15 protein-coding genes are annotated in these 19,910 nt (G+C 69.5%); 14 read left to right on the forward strand and 1 reads right to left on the reverse strand.

Annotated elements, in window-relative coordinates; translation table 11 throughout:
• Positions 1-44: 44 nt before the first annotated feature.
• The 3 genes from ACZ7DL_RS10105 to clpX all read left to right on the forward strand — a co-directional run bounded on the left by ACZ7DL_RS10105 (position 45) and on the right by clpX (position 2,842).
• Positions 45-650: an ATP-dependent Clp protease proteolytic subunit gene (locus ACZ7DL_RS10105; RefSeq protein ID WP_470773572.1), complete on the forward strand. Its 606-nt coding sequence runs from the start codon at positions 45-47 to the stop codon at positions 648-650.
• Between the two features lie 69 nt (positions 651-719).
• Entirely contained in the window at positions 720-1,385 is a 666-nt protein-coding gene (locus ACZ7DL_RS10110; RefSeq protein WP_470773004.1) for an ATP-dependent Clp protease proteolytic subunit, read from the forward strand.
• Positions 1,386-1,555: 170 nt separating this feature from the next.
• On the forward strand, positions 1,556-2,842 hold the full coding sequence (gene clpX, locus ACZ7DL_RS10115) for an ATP-dependent Clp protease ATP-binding subunit ClpX (RefSeq protein ID WP_470773006.1): 1,287 nt from the start codon (positions 1,556-1,558) through the stop codon (positions 2,840-2,842).
• Between the two features lie 67 nt (positions 2,843-2,909).
• Here clpX and ACZ7DL_RS10120 read toward each other — a convergent pair whose 3' ends face one another.
• On the reverse strand, positions 2,910-3,848 hold the full coding sequence (locus ACZ7DL_RS10120) for a hypothetical protein (RefSeq protein WP_470773007.1): 939 nt from the start codon (positions 3,846-3,848) through the stop codon (positions 2,910-2,912).
• A gap of 137 nt (positions 3,849-3,985) precedes the next feature.
• On the opposite strand from ACZ7DL_RS10120, the gene ACZ7DL_RS10125 reads away from it, so the two are divergent.
• From ACZ7DL_RS10125 to ACZ7DL_RS10175, 11 genes are all read left to right on the forward strand, one after another.
• The gene (locus tag ACZ7DL_RS10125; RefSeq protein ID WP_470773009.1) at positions 3,986-6,610 is read left to right on the forward strand and encodes a valine--tRNA ligase; all 2,625 of its coding nucleotides are present in this window, start codon (positions 3,986-3,988) and stop codon (positions 6,608-6,610) included.
• Between the two features lie 293 nt (positions 6,611-6,903).
• Complete coding sequence (folC, locus tag ACZ7DL_RS10130; RefSeq protein WP_470773011.1) at positions 6,904-8,421, forward strand: bifunctional tetrahydrofolate synthase/dihydrofolate synthase; 1,518 nt, start codon at positions 6,904-6,906, stop codon at positions 8,419-8,421.
• Between the two features lie 7 nt (positions 8,422-8,428).
• Positions 8,429-8,791, forward strand: coding sequence for a DUF4233 domain-containing protein (locus tag ACZ7DL_RS10135; RefSeq protein ID WP_470773013.1), 363 nt, complete (start codon positions 8,429-8,431; stop codon positions 8,789-8,791).
• Between the two features lie 65 nt (positions 8,792-8,856).
• Positions 8,857-9,270, forward strand: a complete 414-nt coding sequence (ndk, locus tag ACZ7DL_RS10140; RefSeq protein ID WP_470773015.1) for a nucleoside-diphosphate kinase — start codon at positions 8,857-8,859, stop codon at positions 9,268-9,270.
• A gap of 261 nt (positions 9,271-9,531) precedes the next feature.
• On the forward strand, positions 9,532-10,551 hold the full coding sequence (locus ACZ7DL_RS10145) for a rod shape-determining protein (RefSeq protein WP_014672705.1): 1,020 nt from the start codon (positions 9,532-9,534) through the stop codon (positions 10,549-10,551).
• Positions 10,552-10,717: 166 nt separating this feature from the next.
• The gene (gene mreC, locus ACZ7DL_RS10150) at positions 10,718-11,659 is read left to right on the forward strand and encodes a rod shape-determining protein MreC (protein ID WP_470773016.1); all 942 of its coding nucleotides are present in this window, start codon (positions 10,718-10,720) and stop codon (positions 11,657-11,659) included.
• Positions 11,660-11,672: 13 nt separating this feature from the next.
• Positions 11,673-12,350, forward strand: a complete 678-nt coding sequence (gene mreD, locus ACZ7DL_RS10155; RefSeq protein ID WP_470773018.1) for a rod shape-determining protein MreD — start codon at positions 11,673-11,675, stop codon at positions 12,348-12,350.
• Between the two features lie 215 nt (positions 12,351-12,565).
• Entirely contained in the window at positions 12,566-14,818 is a 2,253-nt protein-coding gene (mrdA, locus tag ACZ7DL_RS10160; protein ID WP_470773020.1) for a penicillin-binding protein 2, read from the forward strand.
• Positions 14,815-16,011: a rod shape-determining protein RodA gene (gene rodA / locus ACZ7DL_RS10165; protein WP_470773022.1), complete on the forward strand. Its 1,197-nt coding sequence runs from the start codon at positions 14,815-14,817 to the stop codon at positions 16,009-16,011. The genes mrdA and rodA overlap by 4 nt, the downstream gene beginning before the upstream one ends.
• Before the next feature lie 135 nt (positions 16,012-16,146).
• Complete coding sequence (locus ACZ7DL_RS10170) at positions 16,147-17,658, forward strand: CYTH and CHAD domain-containing protein (RefSeq protein ID WP_470773024.1); 1,512 nt, start codon at positions 16,147-16,149, stop codon at positions 17,656-17,658.
• Between the two features lie 70 nt (positions 17,659-17,728).
• Positions 17,729-19,690: a TIGR03960 family B12-binding radical SAM protein gene (locus ACZ7DL_RS10175; RefSeq protein WP_470773026.1), complete on the forward strand. Its 1,962-nt coding sequence runs from the start codon at positions 17,729-17,731 to the stop codon at positions 19,688-19,690.
• Positions 19,691-19,910: the final 220 nt, after the last annotated feature.

Raw genomic sequence — 19,910 nt, forward strand, 5'->3', positions numbered from 1 at the left:
CCGGCGCCGTCGTAAGACGAGCAGGTGGATACGTGACGAATCTGATGCCCTCAGCCGCCGGCGAGCCTTCCATCGGTGGTGGCCTCGGCGACCAGGTCTACAACCGGCTGCTCAACGAGCGGATCATCTTCCTCGGTCAGCAGGTCGACGATGACATCGCCAACAAGATCACCGCACAGCTGCTGCTCCTCGCCGCCGACCCGGACAAGGACGTCTACCTCTACATCAACAGCCCCGGCGGCTCGGTGACGGCCGGCATGGCGATCTACGACACCATGCAGTACATCCCGAACGACGTGGTCACGATCGCCATGGGCATGGCGGCCTCGATGGGCCAGTTCCTGCTCACCGGCGGCGCCGCCGGCAAGCGCTTCGCCCTGCCGCACGCGGACATCATGATGCACCAGGGCTCCGCGGGCCTCGGCGGTACGGTCTCGGACATCAAGATCCAGGCCGAGTACCTGCTGCGCACCAAGAAGCGCATGGCCGAGCTGACCGCGCGGCACTCGGGCCAGACGGTCGAGGCGATCATCCGCGACGGCGACCGCGACCGCTGGTTCACCCCGGAAGAGGCCAAGGAGTACGGTCTCATTGACGAGATCATCACGCACGCCTCGGGTGTTCCGGGAGGCGGCGGCACCGGTGCCTGACCGGCCAGGCCACGCCACGCACCGCCGAGACCGAAGCCCCCAGAACGCCACCAGGACGGTGAACACCCCATGAGCAACTTCCCCGGCGCCGCCAGCGGCATGTACGAAGGGCCCCGCCCCGACAGCCGCTACGTCATCCCGCGCTTCGTCGAGCGCACCTCCCAGGGCATCCGCGAGTACGACCCGTACGCGAAGCTCTTCGAGGAACGCGTGATCTTCCTGGGCGTCCAGATCGACGACGCCTCCGCCAACGACGTCATGGCGCAGCTGCTGTGCCTGGAGTCGATGGACCCCGACCGGGACATCTCGATCTACATCAACAGCCCCGGTGGCGACATGACCGCCCTGACGGCGATCTACGACACGATGCAGTTCGTGAAGCCCGACATCCAGACGGTCTGCATGGGCCAGGCGGCCTCCGCCGCGGCCATCCTGCTCGCCGCCGGTACGCCCGGCAAGCGCATGGCGCTGCCGAACTCGCGCGTGCTGATCCACCAGCCGGCGGGCTCCACCGGCCGCGGTCAGCTCTCCGACCTGGAGATCATCGCCAACGAGTTCACCCGGATGCGTGAGCAGCTGGAGAACATGCTGGCCAAGCACACCAGCCGGCCGATCGAGAAGATCCGCGAGGACATCGAGCGCGACAAGATCCTCACGGCCGAGGAAGCGCTGGAGTACGGCATCGTCGACCAGATCATCTCCACCCGCAAGCTGAACAACGAAGCGGTCCGCTGACGCGGAACGCGGCACTCTGAGTCCCTCTTGGCACGGTGCACGTCAAAGTGAACCCTGCCAAGAGGGGCCCGAACACCCGGCCCGGCAAGGTACCGTCGGACATAAGGCAGCACCAGGAGTCGCTGGACGGATTACGTCCAGGCGTCTCCCAGGCGAAGGGGAAGCACACCGTGGCACGCATCGGTGACGGCGGCGATCTGCTCAAGTGCTCGTTCTGCGGCAAGAGCCAGAAGCAGGTCAAGAAGCTCATCGCAGGGCCCGGTGTGTACATCTGCGACGAGTGCATCGATCTCTGCAACGAGATCATCGAGGAAGAGCTCGCGGAGACCAGCGAGGTCCGCTGGGAGGAGCTGCCCAAGCCCCGCGAGATCTACGAGTTCCTCGAGGGCTACGTGGTCGGCCAGGAGGCCGCCAAGAAGGCGCTCTCCGTCGCGGTGTACAACCACTACAAGCGGGTCCAGGCGGGCGAGAACGGCGGCGCGAGCGGCCGTGACGACGCGATCGAGCTGGCGAAGTCCAACATCCTGCTGCTGGGCCCCACGGGCTCCGGCAAGACCCTCCTCGCCCAGACCCTGGCGCGCATGCTGAACGTGCCGTTCGCGATCGCCGACGCCACGGCGCTCACCGAGGCGGGCTATGTGGGCGAGGACGTCGAGAACATCCTCCTGAAGCTCATCCAGGCGGCCGACTACGACGTCAAGAAGGCCGAGACCGGGATCATCTACATCGACGAGATCGACAAGGTCGCCCGGAAGAGCGAGAACCCGTCGATCACGCGTGACGTCTCGGGCGAGGGCGTCCAGCAGGCCCTGCTGAAGATCCTCGAAGGGACGACGGCCTCCGTCCCGCCGCAGGGCGGCCGCAAGCACCCCCACCAGGAGTTCATCCAGATCGACACGACGAACGTCCTGTTCATCGTGGGCGGTGCCTTCGCCGGGCTGGAGAAGATCATCGAGGCGCGCGCCGGGGCGAAGGGCATCGGCTTCGGCGCCACGATCCTCTCCAAGCGCGAGCTGGAGTCCAAGGACGTCTTCGAGGACGTCATGCCGGAGGACCTGGTCAAGTTCGGCATGATCCCCGAGTTCATCGGCCGTCTCCCGGTCATCACGTCGGTCCACAACCTGGACCGCGAGGCCCTGCTCAAGATCCTGATCGAGCCCCGCAACGCGCTCGTCAAGCAGTACCAGCGCCTGTTCGAACTCGACGGCGTGGAGCTGGACTTCGAGCGCGAGGCCCTGGAGGCCATCGCCGACCAGGCCATCCTCCGCCAGACCGGCGCCCGCGGCCTGCGCGCCATCATGGAAGAGGTCCTCCAGGGCGTGATGTACGAGGTCCCGTCCCGCAAGGACGTAGCCCGCGTCGTCATCACCGCCGACGTGGTCCTCTCCAACGTCAACCCGACCCTGATCCCGCGGGACGCGCGGGGGCGGGGCTCGGGGGAGCAGAAGACGGCGTAAGCGAAGCCACACACGAAGGGGCCCCGGTCAGCCGACCGGGGCCCCTTCGCCGTTGCCGCGGAACGCGTCAGGCCTTGACGCGGACCTCCTTGCGGAACTTCGCGGTCAGCTCGGCGTCCGTCGCCGGGTCGCTGCTCCGGCCCGCCGCGAGGTTGGCGATGTCCATCGGCATGACCAGACCGAGGGTGCTGTGGTCACCCCAGATGCAGATGCTCATCGTGACGTCCTTGGGCCCGCCGCTGCTCGCGCCGGTGGGGGCGCTGGCCTGCTGGCACTTGAGGACCGCGCCGTCCAGCCCGGCCGGCTTGTACGCCGTCGGCTCACCCTTCAGGGTGACTTCGCTGTCGCTCTCCTTCTGGGACTCGGACTTCATGTAGGCGAACATCGCGTCGACGGTCTTCTCGGGGTCGTCGATCGAGCCGTACACGCCGCCGAACTTGATCATCTTCTTGCTCAGCGGATTGTCGTCGTCGCCGGACTCGTACTCCGCGCTGACGTCCTTCGGATCGTGCACGCCCCACTTCTCGGCGTCCTTCAGATCCTTCTCCGTCATCGTGTCGCCGTCGCCGTCCTTCTTCTGATACTCGGACAGCACAGTCGACGGCGTCGTCAGCTTGTGCGGGCCGTCGTCCGCGATGTCGCTGCCGCTGCCGCTGCTGCCGCCGAGCACGAAGTACGCGCCCACCGCCAGGGCGGCCACCACGGCCACCGCGCCGATGATCAGCCCCGTCTTCTTCTTCCCCCCGGCCGGCTGCGGCGCCTGCGGCATGCCGAACGGCTGCTGGCCGTACCCCGGCTGCTGCGGCGCGCCCTGCTGCGGGTAGCCGTACCCCGGCTGCGGTGCCTGAGGAGCCTGCTGGGGATAGCCGTAGCCGGGCTGGGGAGCCTGCGGCTGCTGCTGGCCGTAGGGGCCCTGCTGGCCGTAAGGCCCAGGCTGCCCCTGCTGGCCGTACGGACCCGGCTGCTGGGGCGGCTGGCCGTACGGGCCCGGCTGGTTGTTGCTCATTCCTGGGTTCCCCTCCAGATGCTTATGTGTTCCTGACATCCTGGCCCAGGCCCGGGAAGCCGGCGTCACCGGGGGGCGCACCGTTACAGAACAAACGCGTTTCGGGACCACCCCGTGACACCTCTAAACTGACCCCCGTGACCGAGAACGCTCAGCAGCAGCCACCCGCGCCCGACACCGAACTGCCGACCCAGTACGCGCCGGCCGATGTAGAGGGGCCGCTGTACGAGCGCTGGGTGGAGCGGGGTTACTTCGAGGCGGACGCGAAGAGCGACAAGCCGCCGTACACGATCGTCATCCCGCCGCCGAACGTCACGGGCAGCCTGCACCTCGGGCACGCCTTCGAGCACACCCTCATCGACGCCCTGACCCGCCGCAAGCGCATGCAGGGCTACGAGACGCTGTGGCAGCCCGGCATGGACCACGCCGGCATCGCCACGCAGAACGTCGTCGAGCGCGAGCTGGGCAAGGAGGGCAAGTCCCGCCACGACCTGGGCCGCGAGGCGTTCGTCGAGCGCGTCTGGCAGTGGAAGGGCGAGTCCGGCGGCCAGATCAGCGGACAGATGCGCCGCCTCGGCGACGGCGTCGCCTGGTCCCGTGAGCGCTTCACCATGGACGAGGGCCTGTCCCAGGCCGTCCAGACCATCTTCAAGAAGCTCTACGACGACGAGCTGATCTACCGCGCCGAGCGCATCATCAACTGGTGCCCCCGCTGTCTGACGGCCATCTCGGACATCGAGGTCGAGTACCAGGACGACGACGGCGAGCTGGTCTCGATGAAGTACGGCGACGGGGACGAGACGATCGTCGTCGCCACCACCCGCGCCGAGACGATGCTCGGTGACACCGCCGTCGCCGTCCACCCCGACGACGAGCGGTACAAGCACCTCGTCGGCAAGCTCATCCGGCTGCCGCTCACCGAACGCTCCATCCCGGTCGTCGCCGACACGCACGTCGACCCCGAGTTCGGCACCGGCGCCGTCAAGGTCACCCCGGCCCACGACCCGAACGACTTCGAGATCGGCCAGCGGCACGACCTGCCGTCCATCACGATCATGGACGAGCACGCCGTCATCACCGCCCACGGCCCCTTCCAGGGCCTGGACCGCCTGGAGGCCCGCTCCGCGATCGTCGCCGCGCTGCGCGCCGAGGGCCGGATCGTCGCCGAGAAGCGGCCGTACGTCCACTCCGTCGGCCACTGCTCGCGCTGCAAGACCACCATCGAGCCGCGCCTGTCCATGCAGTGGTGGGTCAAGGTCGGCCCGCTGGCCAAGGCCGCCGGCGACGCCGTCCGGGACGGCCGCGTCAAGATCCATCCGCAGGAGATGGAGAAGCGGTACTTCGACTGGGTCGACAACCTCCACGACTGGTGCATCTCGCGCCAGCTGTGGTGGGGCCACCGGATCCCCGTCTGGTACGGGCCGAACGGTGAAGTCGTCTGCGTCGGCCCGGACGAGGAGCCGCCGAGCGGCGAGGGCTGGCACCAGGACACCGACGTCCTCGACACCTGGTTCTCCTCCGGCCTGTGGCCGTTCTCCACGCTCGGCTGGCCCGAACAGACCGAGTCGCTCGCGAAGTTCTACCCGAACTCCGTCCTGATCACCGGCTACGACATCCTCTTCTTCTGGGTCGCCCGGATGATGATGTTCGGCCTGTACGCGATGGACGGCACCCCGCCGTTCCACACCATCGCCCTGCACGGCATGGTCCGCGACCAGTTCGGCAAGAAGATGTCGAAGTCCTTCGGCAACGCGGTCAACCCGCTGGACTGGATGGACAAGTACGGCTCCGACGCCCTGCGCTTCACCCTGGCCCGCGGCGCCAACCCGGGCGTCGACGTGCCGATCGGCGAGGACTGGGTCCAGGGCTCCCGCAACTTCGCCAACAAGATCTGGAACGCGACCCGCTTCGCGCTGATGAACGGCGCGACGGTCGAGGGCCCGCTGCCGGACGCGTCGAAGATGTCGGCGACCGACCGCTGGATCCTCTCCCGGCTCAACTCCGTCGTCGCCGAAGTCGACGCGTACTACGACGACTTCCAGTTCGCCAAGCTCTCCGACGCCCTCTTCCACTTCGCGTGGGACGAGGTCTTCGACTGGTACGTCGAGCTGTCCAAGACGACGTTCCAGGCGGGCGGCGAGCCGGCCGAGGTCAGCAAGCGGGTCCTCGGCGAGGTCCTCGACGTCACCCTCAAGCTCCTCCACCCGGTCGTCCCGTTCGTGACGGAGACCCTGTGGACGACGCTGACCGGCGGCGAGTCGATCGTCATCGCCGACTGGCCGACCGACAGCGGCTTCCGCGACGAGGCGGCCGAGCGGGAGATCTCCACCCTCCAGTCGGTCATCACCGAGGTTCGCCGCTTCCGCGCCGACCAGGGGCTCCAGCCCGGCCAGCGGGTCCCGGCCCGGCTGACGCTGGACGGTACGGCGCTCGCCCCGCACGAGGCCGCCATCCGCCAACTGCTCCGCCTCCAGCCCGAGGGCGACTCCTTCACGGCCACGGCGACCCTGCCGGTGGCGGGTGCCGAGGTGGCCCTCGACCTGTCCGGCACGATCGACGTCGCCGCGGAGCGCAAGCGCCTGGCGAAGGACCTGGCCGCCGCCGAGAAGGAGAAGGCGCAGGCCACGGCCAAGCTCGGCAACGAGGCCTTCCTGGCGAAGGCCCCGGAGAACGTGGTCGACAAGATCCGCACCCGCCTGGCCAAGGCGGAGGAGGACATCGCGCGCATCACCGCCCAGCTGGAGAAGCTGCCCCAGGCGTGAGGACCGGCGTTGAAGGCCCCCGGAGCTGCGAAGTTCCGGGGGCCTTGGCGTACCTGGGGTCGCCCGCCCGCGCTTGCGGGGTGCCTCCCCCAAGCTCTTCGAGCAGGGGGTACCCCCAGCGCCCGCCCGTGCCGCCGAGCGGCACGACCGCCCGCAGGCTGCGACGGTGGGCAGCGCCCCGAAGGGGCGCGGGGAACTGCGCGCTCAGCCCACGACGGCCCGCAGCCGGACGACATGTCCAGCGACCCAGAACCGGCGCCGCGGGCCACCGCGCCGCTCCGTAGACTGGGACCGTGAGCGACCTCCCGCACGACGACACCGACCAGCCCGACCCCCTCGACTCCTTCAACGAGATCATCGCGGAGGAAACCGAGCGCGACCCCGACCTCGCGGTCATCGAGGCCGGCAGCCGTACCCTGCGCACCCAGGGAGCCTCGCCGCAGGCCGACGTACCCGCGCGCCCGGAGGACCCCGAGGTCGACAAGGCCCTGCGCGAGGTCGAGGCGGAGCTGGCCACCCGCTGGGGCGAGACCAAGCTGGAGCCCTCGGTCTCCCGCATCGCCGCGCTGATGGACGTGCTGGGCGAGCCCCAGCGCTCGTACCCCTCGATCCACATCACGGGCACGAACGGCAAGACGTCCACCGCCCGCATGATCGAGGCCCTGCTCGGCGCCTTCGAGCTGCGCACCGGCCGCTACACCAGCCCGCACGTGCAGTCGATCACCGAGCGGATCAGCCTGGACGGCGCCCCTGTCTCCGCCGAGCGCTTCATCGAGACGTACCGGGACATCAAGCCGTACATCGAGATGGTCGACTCCTCGCAGGAGTACCGCCTGTCCTTCTTCGAGGTGCTCACCGGCATGGCGTACGCGGCCTTCGCGGACGCCCCGGTCGACGTCGCCGTGGTCGAGGTCGGCATGGGCGGCTCCTGGGACGCCACCAACGTGATCGACGGCGATGTCGCCGTCGTGACCCCCATCGATCTGGACCACACCGACCGGCTCGGCGGGACGCCCGCGGAGATCGCCGTCGAGAAGAGCGGCATCATCAAGCAGGACGCGACCGTCATCCTGGCCCAGCAGCCGGTGGACGCGGCGCAGGTACTGCTGAAGAAGGCCGTCGAGGTGGACGCCACGGTCGCCCGTGAGGGGCTGGAGTTCGGCGTCGTCGCCCGGCAGGTCGCCGTCGGCGGGCAGCTGCTCACGCTGCGCGGCCTCGGCGGCGAGTACCCCGAGGTGTACCTCCCGCTGCACGGCGCCCACCAGGCGCACAACGCGGCCGTCGCGCTCGCCGCGGTGGAGGCGTTCTTCGGTGTCGGCGCGCAGCGCGCGGAGCCGCTGGACATCGACACCGTGCGCAAGGCGTTCGCGGCCGTCTCCTCGCCGGGCCGGCTCGAGGTCGTACGGCGCTCTCCCACGGTCGTGCTGGACGCCGCCCACAACCCGGCCGGCGCCGAGGCCACCGCCGAGGCCGTGCGGGAGGCGTTCGACTTCACCCGGCTGATCGGCGTGGTCGGCGCGAGCGGCGACAAGAACGTGCGGGGGTTGCTGGAGGCCTTCGAGCCGATCTTCGCCGAGATCGTCGTCACGCAGAACTCCAGCCATCGCGCCATGGACGCCGACGAGCTGGCCGCGATCGCCGTCGAGGTGTTCGGCGACGAGCGGGTGCAGGTCGAGCCGCGGCTGCCGGACGCCCTGGAGGCCGCGATCACGCTGGCCGAGGAGGAGGGCGAGTTCGCGGGCGGCGGTGTGCTGGTCACCGGTTCCGTCATCACGGTCGGCGAGGCCCGGCTGCTGCTGGGGAAGGGCTGAGACTTTCGTGCGTACGCTCTGTTCATCGACCCTGATCGGCGAGTTCTTCGTCATCGGCTTCGCCGGCCTCGTCGCCATGAAGGACCCGGACCTGTCCACGTCGACGGTGTGGCTGGTCAGCGGTATCGCCATGCTGCTGTGCGTGCTGCTGTGCGGCATGGTGACCCGGCCCGGCGGAGTGGCCCTCGGCTGGGCCCTCCAGATCGCCCTGATCGCCTCCGGTGTCGTCGTGCCGACCATGTACTTCCTGGGCGCGGTGTTCGCGGCGCTGTGGTGGGCGTCGGTGCACTTCGGCAGAAAGGTGGACGAGGCGAAGGCGAGATTCGCGGCCCAGGCCCAGTCCCCCTCCTCCACGGCTGACGCTGCGTAACAGGTGCCCCGACACGCCCTGTAACCTCGTCCCACCGCACCCGTAAGTCGTGTAAGGAGCCTCCCGTGAGCCAGCGCACCCTCGTCCTCCTCAAGCCGGACGCCGTCCGTCGCGGCCTGACCGGCGAGATCATCAGCCGGATCGAGCGCAAGGCCGGCTGGCAGATCACCGCGCTGGAGCTGCGCACGCTGGACACCGACACGCTGGAGCAGCACTACGGAGAGCACAAGGGCAAGCCGTTCTACGAGCCGCTGGTCGAGTTCATGTCGTCCGGCCCGGTCGTGGCGATGATCGTCGAGGGTGAGCGGGTCATCGAGGGCCTGCGCGCGCTGGCCGGCCCGACCGACCCGATCGCCGCCGCGCCCGGCTCGATCCGCGGCGACTACGGCGTGATCGTCCGCGAGAACCTGATCCACGCCTCCGACTCCGAGGAGTCCGCCGAGCGCGAGGTGAAGATCTTCTTCCCCGGCCGCGCGTGACGCCGGAGGCAGCCGTAGAAGGTCCGGGCCCGGTCCCGGACCTTTCTGGCTTAGTCCGGGCATTTGAGGGAACGAGCGCCCCCGAACGCCCGTCTCCACAAGCGGGGCGGCACGCCATCTGGTGACAATGGCGGAGACCCTCGCGCAGTGTTCGTGCAGGCGCGTTTACGATGGAAGCCTTCACGTCACAGCACCCGCCTCGCCTACCTGACATGCCCTCAAAAGCGCAGGAAGGCCAGATGAATCCGGATGGGGAACTCAATGTCGTTCATCGGCCGTGACATGGCTGTCGACCTCGGGACCGCCAACACGCTGGTGTACGTCAGGGGTCGCGGGATCGTACTGAACGAACCGTCCGTCGTGGCGATCAACACCAACACGGGTGGGATCCTCGCGGTCGGTGCCGAAGCGAAGAAGATGATCGGCCGGACGCCGGGCAACATCGTGGCCGTCCGTCCGCTGAAGGACGGCGTGATCGCCGACTTCGAGATCACCGAGCGGATGCTCCGCTACTTCATCCTGAAGATCCACAAGCGGCGGTATCTGGCCCGGCCGCGGGTCGTCGTCTGCGTGCCCTCGGGCATCACGGGCGTCGAGCGCCGCGCGGTCATCGAGGCGTCCTCCCAGGCCGGTGCCCGCCAGGTGCACATCATCGAGGAGCCCATGGCCGCCGCCATCGGCTCCGGCCTGCCGGTCCACGAGGCCACCGGCAACATGGTGGTGGACATCGGCGGCGGCACCACGGAGGTCGCGGTCATCTCGCTCGGCGGCATCGTCACCGCCCAGTCCATCCGCGTCGCCGGCGACGAACTGGACAACGCGATCATCCAGTACATCAAGAAGGAGTACAGCCTTCTGCTGGGCGAGCGCACGGCCGAACAGATCAAGATCACGATCGGTTCGGCGTACGACCTCGACACCGACGAGCACACCGAAGTCCGCGGCCGGGACCTGGTGTCCGGGCTGCCGAAGACCGTCGTCATCTCGGCCGCCGAGGTCCGCAAGGCGATCGAGGAGCCGGTCAACGCGATCGTGGACGCGGTCAAGACCACCCTTGACAAGTGCCCGCCGGAGCTGTCCGGCGACATCATGGACCGAGGAATCGTTCTGACCGGCGGCGGAGCCCTGTTGCGCGGGCTCGACGAGCGGCTGCGGCGGGAGACCGGCATGCCGATCCACATCGCCGAGGACCCGCTGGACAGCGTCGCGCTCGGTTCCGGCAAGTGCGTCGAGGAGTTCGAGGCGCTCCAGCAGGTACTGGACGCCCAGCCGCGCAGATGACGTCACTTGTCGATTCCGCCGTACGAGACGTTCTCCTCTCGTGCGGCGGATCGTTGGTATAGAGGCATAAGCTCCCCCGAATGGGCCTCTTCGGTTTGCGCCGCAGCATTCGCGTTTTCCAGGGGCCCGACGAATTCCTACTTGAGGAAGGGCACGGCCGCCGCACGTGAGGGACACGAAAGAGAGCCGGCTGCTCCTGGTCCTGTTGGTCGCCATCGCGTTCGCGCTGATCACGGTGGACATCCGCGGAGGCCGGAACTCCCCGGTCGACGGCGCCCGGCAGGCCGCCGCCGCGGTGTTCGGCCCGGTCGAGGAGGGAATGTCCTCCGCGGTCGACCCGGTCGGGAACGCCGTCTCCGCGATCCGTGACTCCGGCAGCCGGCACGACCGGCTCGCCGCGCTGGAGAAGGAGAACGCGGCCCTCAAGGCGAAGCTCGGCAGCGACGACCGCAACCGCAGCCGCCTGGGGCAGCTCGACAAGGTGATGAAGCTCGCCGGCGAGGGGCAGTACGGCATCAAGGGCGCCCAGGTCATCGCCATAGGGTCGGCCCAGGGATTCTCCTGGACCATCACCATCGACGCCGGCGCGGACGACGGCATCCAGCGGGACATGACCGTCCTGAACGGGGACGGACTGGTCGGCCGCGTCACCACCGTCGGCCCCAGCACCTCCACCGTGCTGCTCGCCAACGACCCCGACTTCACCGTCGGCACCCGTATGGAGTCGGGCGACGAACTCGGCTTCGCCTCCGGGCAGGGCGACCGCCCGCTGCGCGTGGAACTGCTCAACGGCAAGGCGGAGGTGAAGAAGGGCGACCGGCTCGTCACCTTCGGGTCGCAGGCCGACAAGCCGTTCGTGCCCGGCGTCCCGGTCGGCGTGGTGTCCCGCGTCGACCCCTCCGGCGGAGGCCTCACCCGCACCCTCTACGTCACCCCGTACGTCAGCTTCACCAAGCTCGACATCGTCGGTGTGGTCGTGCAGGCCCCGAAGAAGGACCCGCGGGACACCGTGCTCCCGGCCAAGCCCAAGCCGCTCCCGACGCCGACGGTGACCGTCACGGTCACCCCGTCGGCCGACGACGCCCCCGCCACCGACGAGCAGCAGTAGGAGCTGTATCCCCATGCGTGTGAACCGGATCCTGCTCTCCAGTGCGCTGGTCGTCGTGGCCCTCGTGATCCAGGTGAGCGTCCTCGCCCGGCTGCACCTGCCGGGCGCCGTCCCCGACCTGCTGCTGCTCACCGTCCTGGGCCTCGCGATGGTGTACGGCCATGTCGGCGGCGCCCTGGTCGGCTTCGGCGCCGGCCTGCTCGCCGACCTGGCCCCGCCCGCCGACCACGCGGCCGGCCGCTACGCGCTCGTCCTGTGCGTCACCGGCTACGTCGCCGGGCTCATCAGGCCGGAGAACGGCCGGCTGAAGTCGGCGACCGGCCCCATGGCCGTCGTGGTCGCCGCCGCCCTCGGTTCCACGCTGCTGTACGCCGGGGTGGGCGCCCTGGTCGGCGACACCGCCGCCCGTCATGTCGGCCTGACGGGGCTGCTGTTCTCGGCTGCCCTGTACGACCTGCTGCTCGCCCCGTTCGCGGTGCCCGCCGTCATGTGGCTGGCCCGCCGCGCCGACAACGACCCGCTCACCGAGTCCGGCCCCGCCGCCAAGGCCGGCGACATCTCCTCCGGCTGGCTCTCCTCCGGCACCGGCCTGCGCATCGGCAGTCAGCGCGGCGGCCTCGGCGCGCTGAAGGCCAAGGCCCGCACCCGCTCCGCCCGGGTCGGCCGCATCAAGGGGGTCAAGAGGCTGTGAGCGCCCGGGAATTCACCCGAACGGGGCAGCTTTCCCGGAACGCGGGTTCACAGGCTGGTCGTTCATCATGCGTACGCGCACAGGCGGATCGCACACCCGTGCTGCGCGTACATCCGCTTCGCGTACATCCGCTGTGCGCGCATCAGCATCGCGCGTATCGCGCGCACCCGCATCGCACACAGACGTCCGCGCACTGAGAGGGGGAGACAGCCGCAGTGACCAACATTCCCGAGACCGGCCGGACCCCACGGGTCCAGATCCGGCTCGTCGTGATCCAGATCCTCGTCCTCTCCCTCCTCGGCACCCTCGGCGGCCGGCTGTGGTATCTCCAGATCCGTGAGGGCGCGGAGTACCAGAAGGAGGCGTCCGGCAACCACGTCCAGCAGGTGGTCGACCCCGCCGTGCGCGGCGACATCCTGGACGCCCGCGGCGTGCCCCTCGCGGACAACGAGACCCGGCTGGTGGTGTCCGCCTCCCGCACCGACCTGCTGAAGCAGAAGGACGACGGCAAGGCCGTCCTCACCAAGCTGGCCGGCGTCCTCGGCATGAGCCCCGAGGACGTCATGCTGAAGGTCCGGCTGTGTGACGCCAAGACCCCCCAGCCGTGCTGGAACGGCTCGCCGTACCAGCCGATCCCCATCACCGACGAGGCCACGGCCAAGCAGGCCCTCCAGATCCGCGAGCGTTCCGAGGACTTCCCCGGCATCACCGCCGAGCCCGAGGCCGTCCGCCGCTACCCGGGCCCGGGCAAGTCCAACAGCGCCCAAGTGCTCGGCTACCTCTCGCCCGTCACCGACACCGAGATCCAGAAGGCCAAGGACACCGACTCGCCCTATCTGCGCTCCGACATGGTCGGCCGCTCCGGCCTGGAGCGGACCTACGACAAGGTGCTGCGCGGCAAGGCCGGCGTCACCCGCTACGAGGTCGACAACCTCGGCCGGGTCATCGGCAAGGCCGAGTCGGACGCGGCCGAGTCCGGTTCGAACCTGGTCACCAGCATCGACTCCCGCGTCCAGCGGGTCGCCGAGTACGAGCTGAACAAGGCCATGAAGAAGGCCCGCGAGCAGTTCGACAAGATCACCGGCGAGAACTACAAGGCCGACTCCGGCGCCGTCGTGGTGATGGAGGCCAAGACCGGCCGGATCGTCGCCATGGCCTCCGCCCCGACCTACGACCCGAACGTGTGGGTCGGCGGCATCTCCGCCAAGGACTACAAGGCCCTCACCGGCAAGAAGTCCGACTATCCGCTGCTCAACAGGGCCATACAGGGTCAGGCCGCCCCTGGCTCGACCTTCAAGGTGGTCTCCACGGCCGCCGCGGTCCAGGCCGGCTACGAGTGGGACGGCGGCTATCCGTGCACCAGCTCGTACTCGGTCGGCGGCCAGGTCTTCAAGAACTTCGAGGGGGAGAGCTTCGGCCCGATCTCGCTCGGCCGGGCGCTGGAGGTCTCCTGCGACACCGTCTTCTACGGCCTCGCCGACAGGGAGTGGAAGAAGGACGGCGGCATCAACCCCAAGAAGGGCCAGCCCAAGGACTGGTTCTTCAAGACCGCCCACCAGTTCGGCCTCGGCAAGGAGACCGGTGTCGACCTGCCCAACGAGGTCACCGGCCGCGTCCCCGACCGCCGGTGGAAGGAGGAGTACTGGAAGGCCAACAAGGACGCCTGGTGCAAGACCGGCAAGAAGGACGGCTCGTACGTCGAGAAGATCGCCTACGAGAACTGCCTCGAAGGCAACAAGATGCGCGAGGGTGACGAGATCAACTACTCCATCGGCCAGGGCGACACGCTCGTCACGCCGATCCAGGAGGCCGTGATCTACGGCGCCGTCGCCAACGGCGGCACGATGTACCAGCCGACCATCGGCAAGGCGATCATCAGCGCCGACGGCAAGACCGTGGAAGAGATCAAGCCCAAGAAGCGCGGCAGGCTGCCGGTCAGCCAGGCCACCCTCAAGGGCATGGACGACGCCTTCGCGGGCGTCATCACCCGCGGTACGGCCGCCTGGAAGTTCGGCGGCTGGCCGCAGGACAAGATCACCCTGCACGGCAAGACCGGTACGGCGGAGGTCTACGGCAAGCAGACCACGTCCTGGCTCGCCACCTACTCCGAGGACTACACGGTGATCATGACGATCGCCCAGGCCGGTACGGGTTCCGGCGCCTCCGGTGAGGCCGTGCGCAACATCTACAGCGCGCTCTACGGCGTCCAGGGCGACGGCTCCATCGACACCAAGAAGGCGCTGCTGCCCGAGCCCCAGAAGGGCCTGCCGAAGGTCCGCACGGACGGCACCATCGTCAACCCCAAGGTCGAGGGCGACCCGGCCAAGGACGTCGAGGCCGCCCAGAAGGACAACGAGACCAACGGCGACGACGAACAGCAGCCGGCCACCACGCCCTCGCCCACCACGGGCAACCGGGACACCCGCAGGAGGGCCCGCAGGAGGGGAAGCCGGAGGATGCCCTCATGACCGGCGCGAACAGCTTCTCCGTCTCCGGGTACGGCCCCGAGCGGGCCGGCTGGACCAGGGTCCTCGCCCGCGACTCGCTGGCTCGCCGGCTGGACTGGCCGATGCTGCTCGCGGCGACCGCCCTGTCTCTGCTGGGCTCGCTGCTGGTCTACTCGGCGACCCGCAACCGCACCGAGCTCAACCAGGGCGACCCGTACTTCTTCCTGGTCCGGCACCTGATGAACCTCGGCATCGGGATCGCCCTGATGATCGGCACGATCTGGCTCGGCCACCGCGCCCTGCGCAACGCCGTGCCGATCCTCTACGGCCTGTCGGTGCTGCTCGCCCTGGTGGTCCTCACCCCGCTCGGCGCGACGATCAACGGCCAGCGCAACTGGCTGGTCATCGGCGGCTTCTCGCTTCAGCCCGCCGAGTTCCTCAAGGTCACGATCATCCTGGGCATGGCCATGATGCTGGCCGCACGGGTCGACGCCGGGGACAAGCCCTACCCGGACCACCGGACCGTGTTCCAGTCCCTGTGCCTGGCCGCCGTACCCATCCTGATCCTGCTGCTCATGCCCGACCTCGGCTCGGTGCTGGCCATGGTGGCGATCATCCTGGGCGTGCTGCTCGCCTCCGGCTCCTCCAACCGCTGGGTCTTCGGCCTGCTCACCGCCGGCGTGCTCGGCTGCGTGGCCATCTGGCAGCTGCACATCCTGGACGAGTACCAGATCAACCGGTTCGCGGCCTTCGCCAACCCCGACCTGGACCCCGCCGGCGTCGGCTACAACACCAACCAGGCCCGCATCGCCATCGGCTCCGGCGGACTCACCGGGGCCGGGCTCTTCCACGGCTCCCAGACCACCGGCCAGTTCGTGCCCGAGCAGCAGACCGACTTCGTGTTCACGGTCGCGGGGGAGGAACTGGGCTTCGTCGGCGCCGGCTTCATCATCTTCCTGCTCGGGGTCGTCCTGTGGCGCGCCTGCCGGATAGCACGCGACTCGACCGAGTTGTACGGGACGACCGTCGCCGCCGGGATCGTCGCCTGGTTCGCCTTCCAGTCGTTCGAGAACATCGGCATGACCCTCGGCATCATGCCGGTCACCGGTCTGCCGCTGCCGTTCGTGTCGTACGGAGGCTCGTCGATGTTCGCCGTGTGGGTGGCCGTGGGACTGCTTCAGTCGATCAAGGTGCAGCGGCCCATGTCGGCGTGACGCTCCGACAACCGCACGAGGGGCGTTGCCCGGGTGAGTCACGAGGGCGTTCACCGGGTGAGTGGCGTGAGTCTTCCGGCCATTCACCCGGGACGGCCACTGCCGTGCCGGCCCGACGCCCACTAGATTCGGTGCATGGCGGATGCGAAACGCGAGATCGAGCGCAAGTACGAATCCGACGAGAGCGGGCTGCCCGACCTGACCGGTGCCGGCGGCGTGGCCGCCGTCCTCGACAAGGGTTTGGTCGAACTGGACGCGACCTACTACGACACCGCCGACGAACGGCTGGCCGCGGCCTCGCTCACCCTGCGCCGCCGCACCGGCGGCTCGGACGCCGGTTGGCATCTGAAGTTCCCGGTCGCCCCCGGAGTCCGCGACGAGATCCAGGCCCCGCTCTCCGACACCGTCCCCGAGGAGATCGCCGCCCTCGTCCGCTCCCGGGTCCGTGACCGGGACCTGGTCCCCCTGGTCCGGCTGCGCTCCGCGCGCGATGTGCGGCACCTGGTCGACGCCGAGGGCACCCTGCTGGCCGAGGCGAGCGTCGACGCCGTGACCGCCGAGCGGCTCACCGGCAAGGGCCGGACCGCGCAGTGGACCGAGATCGAGGTGGAACTGGCCGACGGCGGCGACCCGGCCGTCCTCGACCAGCTGGAGAAACGGCTGCGCCGGGCGGGCGTACGACCGTCCGCCGCACCGTCGAAACTCGCCCGCGCCCTGGCACAGACCGCGGCGGGCCACCGCAAGGACCGCAGGAAGAAGACCCGGCCCGCCAAGCCGGCGACGGCGGGCGACCACGTCCTCGCCTACCTCCGCGCCCAGCGGGACGCGCTGGTCGAACTCGACCCCGCCGTCCGCCGCGGCCTTCCCGACTCCGTGCACCGGATGCGGGTCGCCACCCGCCGCGCCCGCAGCACCCTGCGCACCTTCCGGCCCCTCTTCGACCGCGCCGTCACCGACCCCGTCGGCGCCGAGCTGAAGTGGCTCGCGGGCGAGCTGGGCATCGACCGCGACCAGGAGGTGCTGGCCGACCGCCTGACCACCGCCCTGGACGCGCTCCCGCCCGCCCTCATCACCGGCCCTGTCCCGGAACGGCTCGCGGCCTGGGCCCAGGCGCGGCACGGCGGAGCCCACGCCCACCTCACCGGCGTCCTGGACTCCCCGCGCTACCTGACCCTGCTGGACACCCTGGACACCCTCCTCGCCGACCCGCCGCTGCGGACGGCCGCCGGCAAGAAGCCGCAGAAGGCGCTCACCAAGGCCGTACGCAAGGATCTGGCGCGGCTGACGGACGTGCTGGACCGCGCGCTGGAGCTGCCGCCCGGCGAGGACCGCGACCTCGCCCTGCACGAGGCCCGCAAGAACGCCAAGCGCACCCGCTACGCGGCCGAGGCCACCACCAAGGCCCTCGGCGCCCCCGCCCGCTCCCTCACCGACTCCATGAAATCCCTCACCACCCTGCTCGGCGACCACCAGGACAGCGTCATGGCCCGCCGCACCCTGCGCGAGCTGGCGGCCGTGGCCCACGCGGCGGGGGAGAGCGCGTTCACCTACGGGCTGCTGTACGGCAGGGAGGAGGCACGGGCGGCCACCCTGGAGGCGGAGCTGCCCGTGCGGTGGACGGAGATCAAAAGCGAGGCGGCCGGCTGAGCGTTCGGGGGAGGCCGCCGAGCGGGTTACGCTTGATGGTCACCCCTGTCAGCTCATGAAGGTTCGCGAGATGCCTGTCGAGTCGGTTTTCCCGCAGCTCGAAGCTCTGCTCCCGCACGTGCAGAAGCCGATCCAGTACGTCGGCGGCGAGCTCAACTCCACGGTCAAGCCGTGGGACGAGTGCGACGTCCGCTGGGCGCTCATGTACCCGGACGCGTACGAGGTCGGCCTGCCCAACCAGGGCGTGATGATCCTCTACGAGGTCCTCAACGAGCAGGAGGGCGTCCTCGCCGAGCGCACCTACAGCGTGTGGCCGGACCTCGAGGCGCTGATGCGCGAGCACCGTGTCCCGCAGTTCACGGTGGACAGCCACCGCCCGGTGAAGGCCTTCGACGTGTTCGGCCTCAGCTTCTCCACGGAGCTGGGCTACACCAACATGCTCACCGCCCTGGACCTGGCCGGTATCCCCCTGGAGTCCAAGGACCGGACGATCGACGACCCGATCGTCCTGGCCGGCGGCCACGCGGCCTTCAACCCCGAGCCGATCGCCGACTTCATCGACGCGGCGGTCATCGGCGACGGCGAGCAGGCCGTGCTCGACATGACGAGGATCATCCGCGAGTGGAAGGCGGAGGGCCGCCCCGGCGGCCGCGAGGAAGTCCTCCTCCGCCTGGCGAAGACGGGCGGGGTCTACATCCCGGCGTTCTACGACGTCGAGTACCTGCCGGACGGCCGTATCGCCCGCGTGGTCCCCAACCGCTCGGGCGTCCCGTGGCGCGTGTCCAAGCACACGGTCATGGACCTGGACGAGTGGCCGTACCCCAAGCAGCCCCTCGTGCCGCTGGCGGAGACGGTCCACGAGCGCATGTCGGTGGAGATCTTCCGCGGTTGCACGCGCGGCTGCCGCTTCTGCCAGGCAGGCATGATCACGCGTCCGGTCCGTGAACGCTCCATCACCGGCATCGGCGACATGGTCGACAAGGGCCTGAAGGCGACGGGCTTCGAAGAGGTGGGCCTGCTGTCGCTCTCCTCGGCGGACCACTCGGAGATCGGCGACATCGCCAAGGGCCTGGCGGACCGCTACGAGGACGACAAGATCGGCCTGTCCCTCCCCTCCACCCGCGTGGACGCTTTCAACGTCGATCTGGCGAACGAGCTGACGCGCAACGGCCGCCGCTCGGGCCTGACCTTCGCGCCCGAGGGCGGCTCGGAGCGCATGCGCAAGGTCATCAACAAGATGGTCTCGGAAGAGGACCTGATCCGTACGGTCGCCACCGCCTACGGCAACGGCTGGCGCCAGGTGAAGCTGTACTTCATGTGCGGCCTGCCGACGGAGACGGACGACGACGTCCTCCAGATCGCCGACATGGCGACCCACGTCATCCAGAAGGGCCGCGAGGTGTCGAAGTCGAACGACATCCGCTGCACCGTCTCGATCGGCGGCTTCGTCCCCAAGCCCCACACCCCCTTCCAGTGGGCGCCCCAGCTCTCCGCCGAGGAGACGGACGCCCGCCTGGAGAAGCTCCGCGACAAGATCCGCGGCGACAAGAAGTACGGCCGCTCGATCGGCTTCCGCTACCACGACGGCAAGCCCGGCATCGTCGAGGGCCTGCTCTCCCGCGGTGACCGCCGCATCGGTGCCGTCATCCGCGCGGTCTACGACGACGGCGGCCGCTTCGACGGATGGCGCGAGCACTTCTCCTACGACCGCTGGATGGCCTGCGCCGACAAGGCCCTGGCCCCCTTCGGCGTGGACGTCGACTGGTACACCACCCGCGAGCGCACCTACGAGGAGGTCCTCCCCTGGGACCACCTCGACTCCGGTCTGGACAAGGACTGGCTCTGGGAGGACTGGCAGGACGCCCTCGACGAGACGGAGGTCGAGGACTGCCGCTGGACGCCGTGCTTCGACTGTGGCGTGTGTCCGCAGATGGACACCCACATCCAGATCGGCCCCACGGGCAAGAAGCTGTTGCCTCTGACGGTCAAGAACGCCGGTCCGACGCCGGCTGTGAGCGGTCACACGCACTGAGAGCTGTCGGCGCCGCCGGTGTCCTGCCGGATGCCGCTGCCGGGCCCCGGAAGTGACACCCCGAGCCCCCTTCCGTGATGGAAGGGGGCTCGTCGGTGTGCGGTGGCGTGTGCCTCCGGTGGGCGATCGGCCGGCGCCGGGGGAGAGGTCCTCACCCACTTGGCGATGCCCGAATGCCGTGGTCCGCCGCTGTGGCGAGTATGGAACGGGCGCCGGGCGG

The sequence above is a fragment of the Streptomyces sp. NPDC036984 genome (assembly GCF_055607665.1).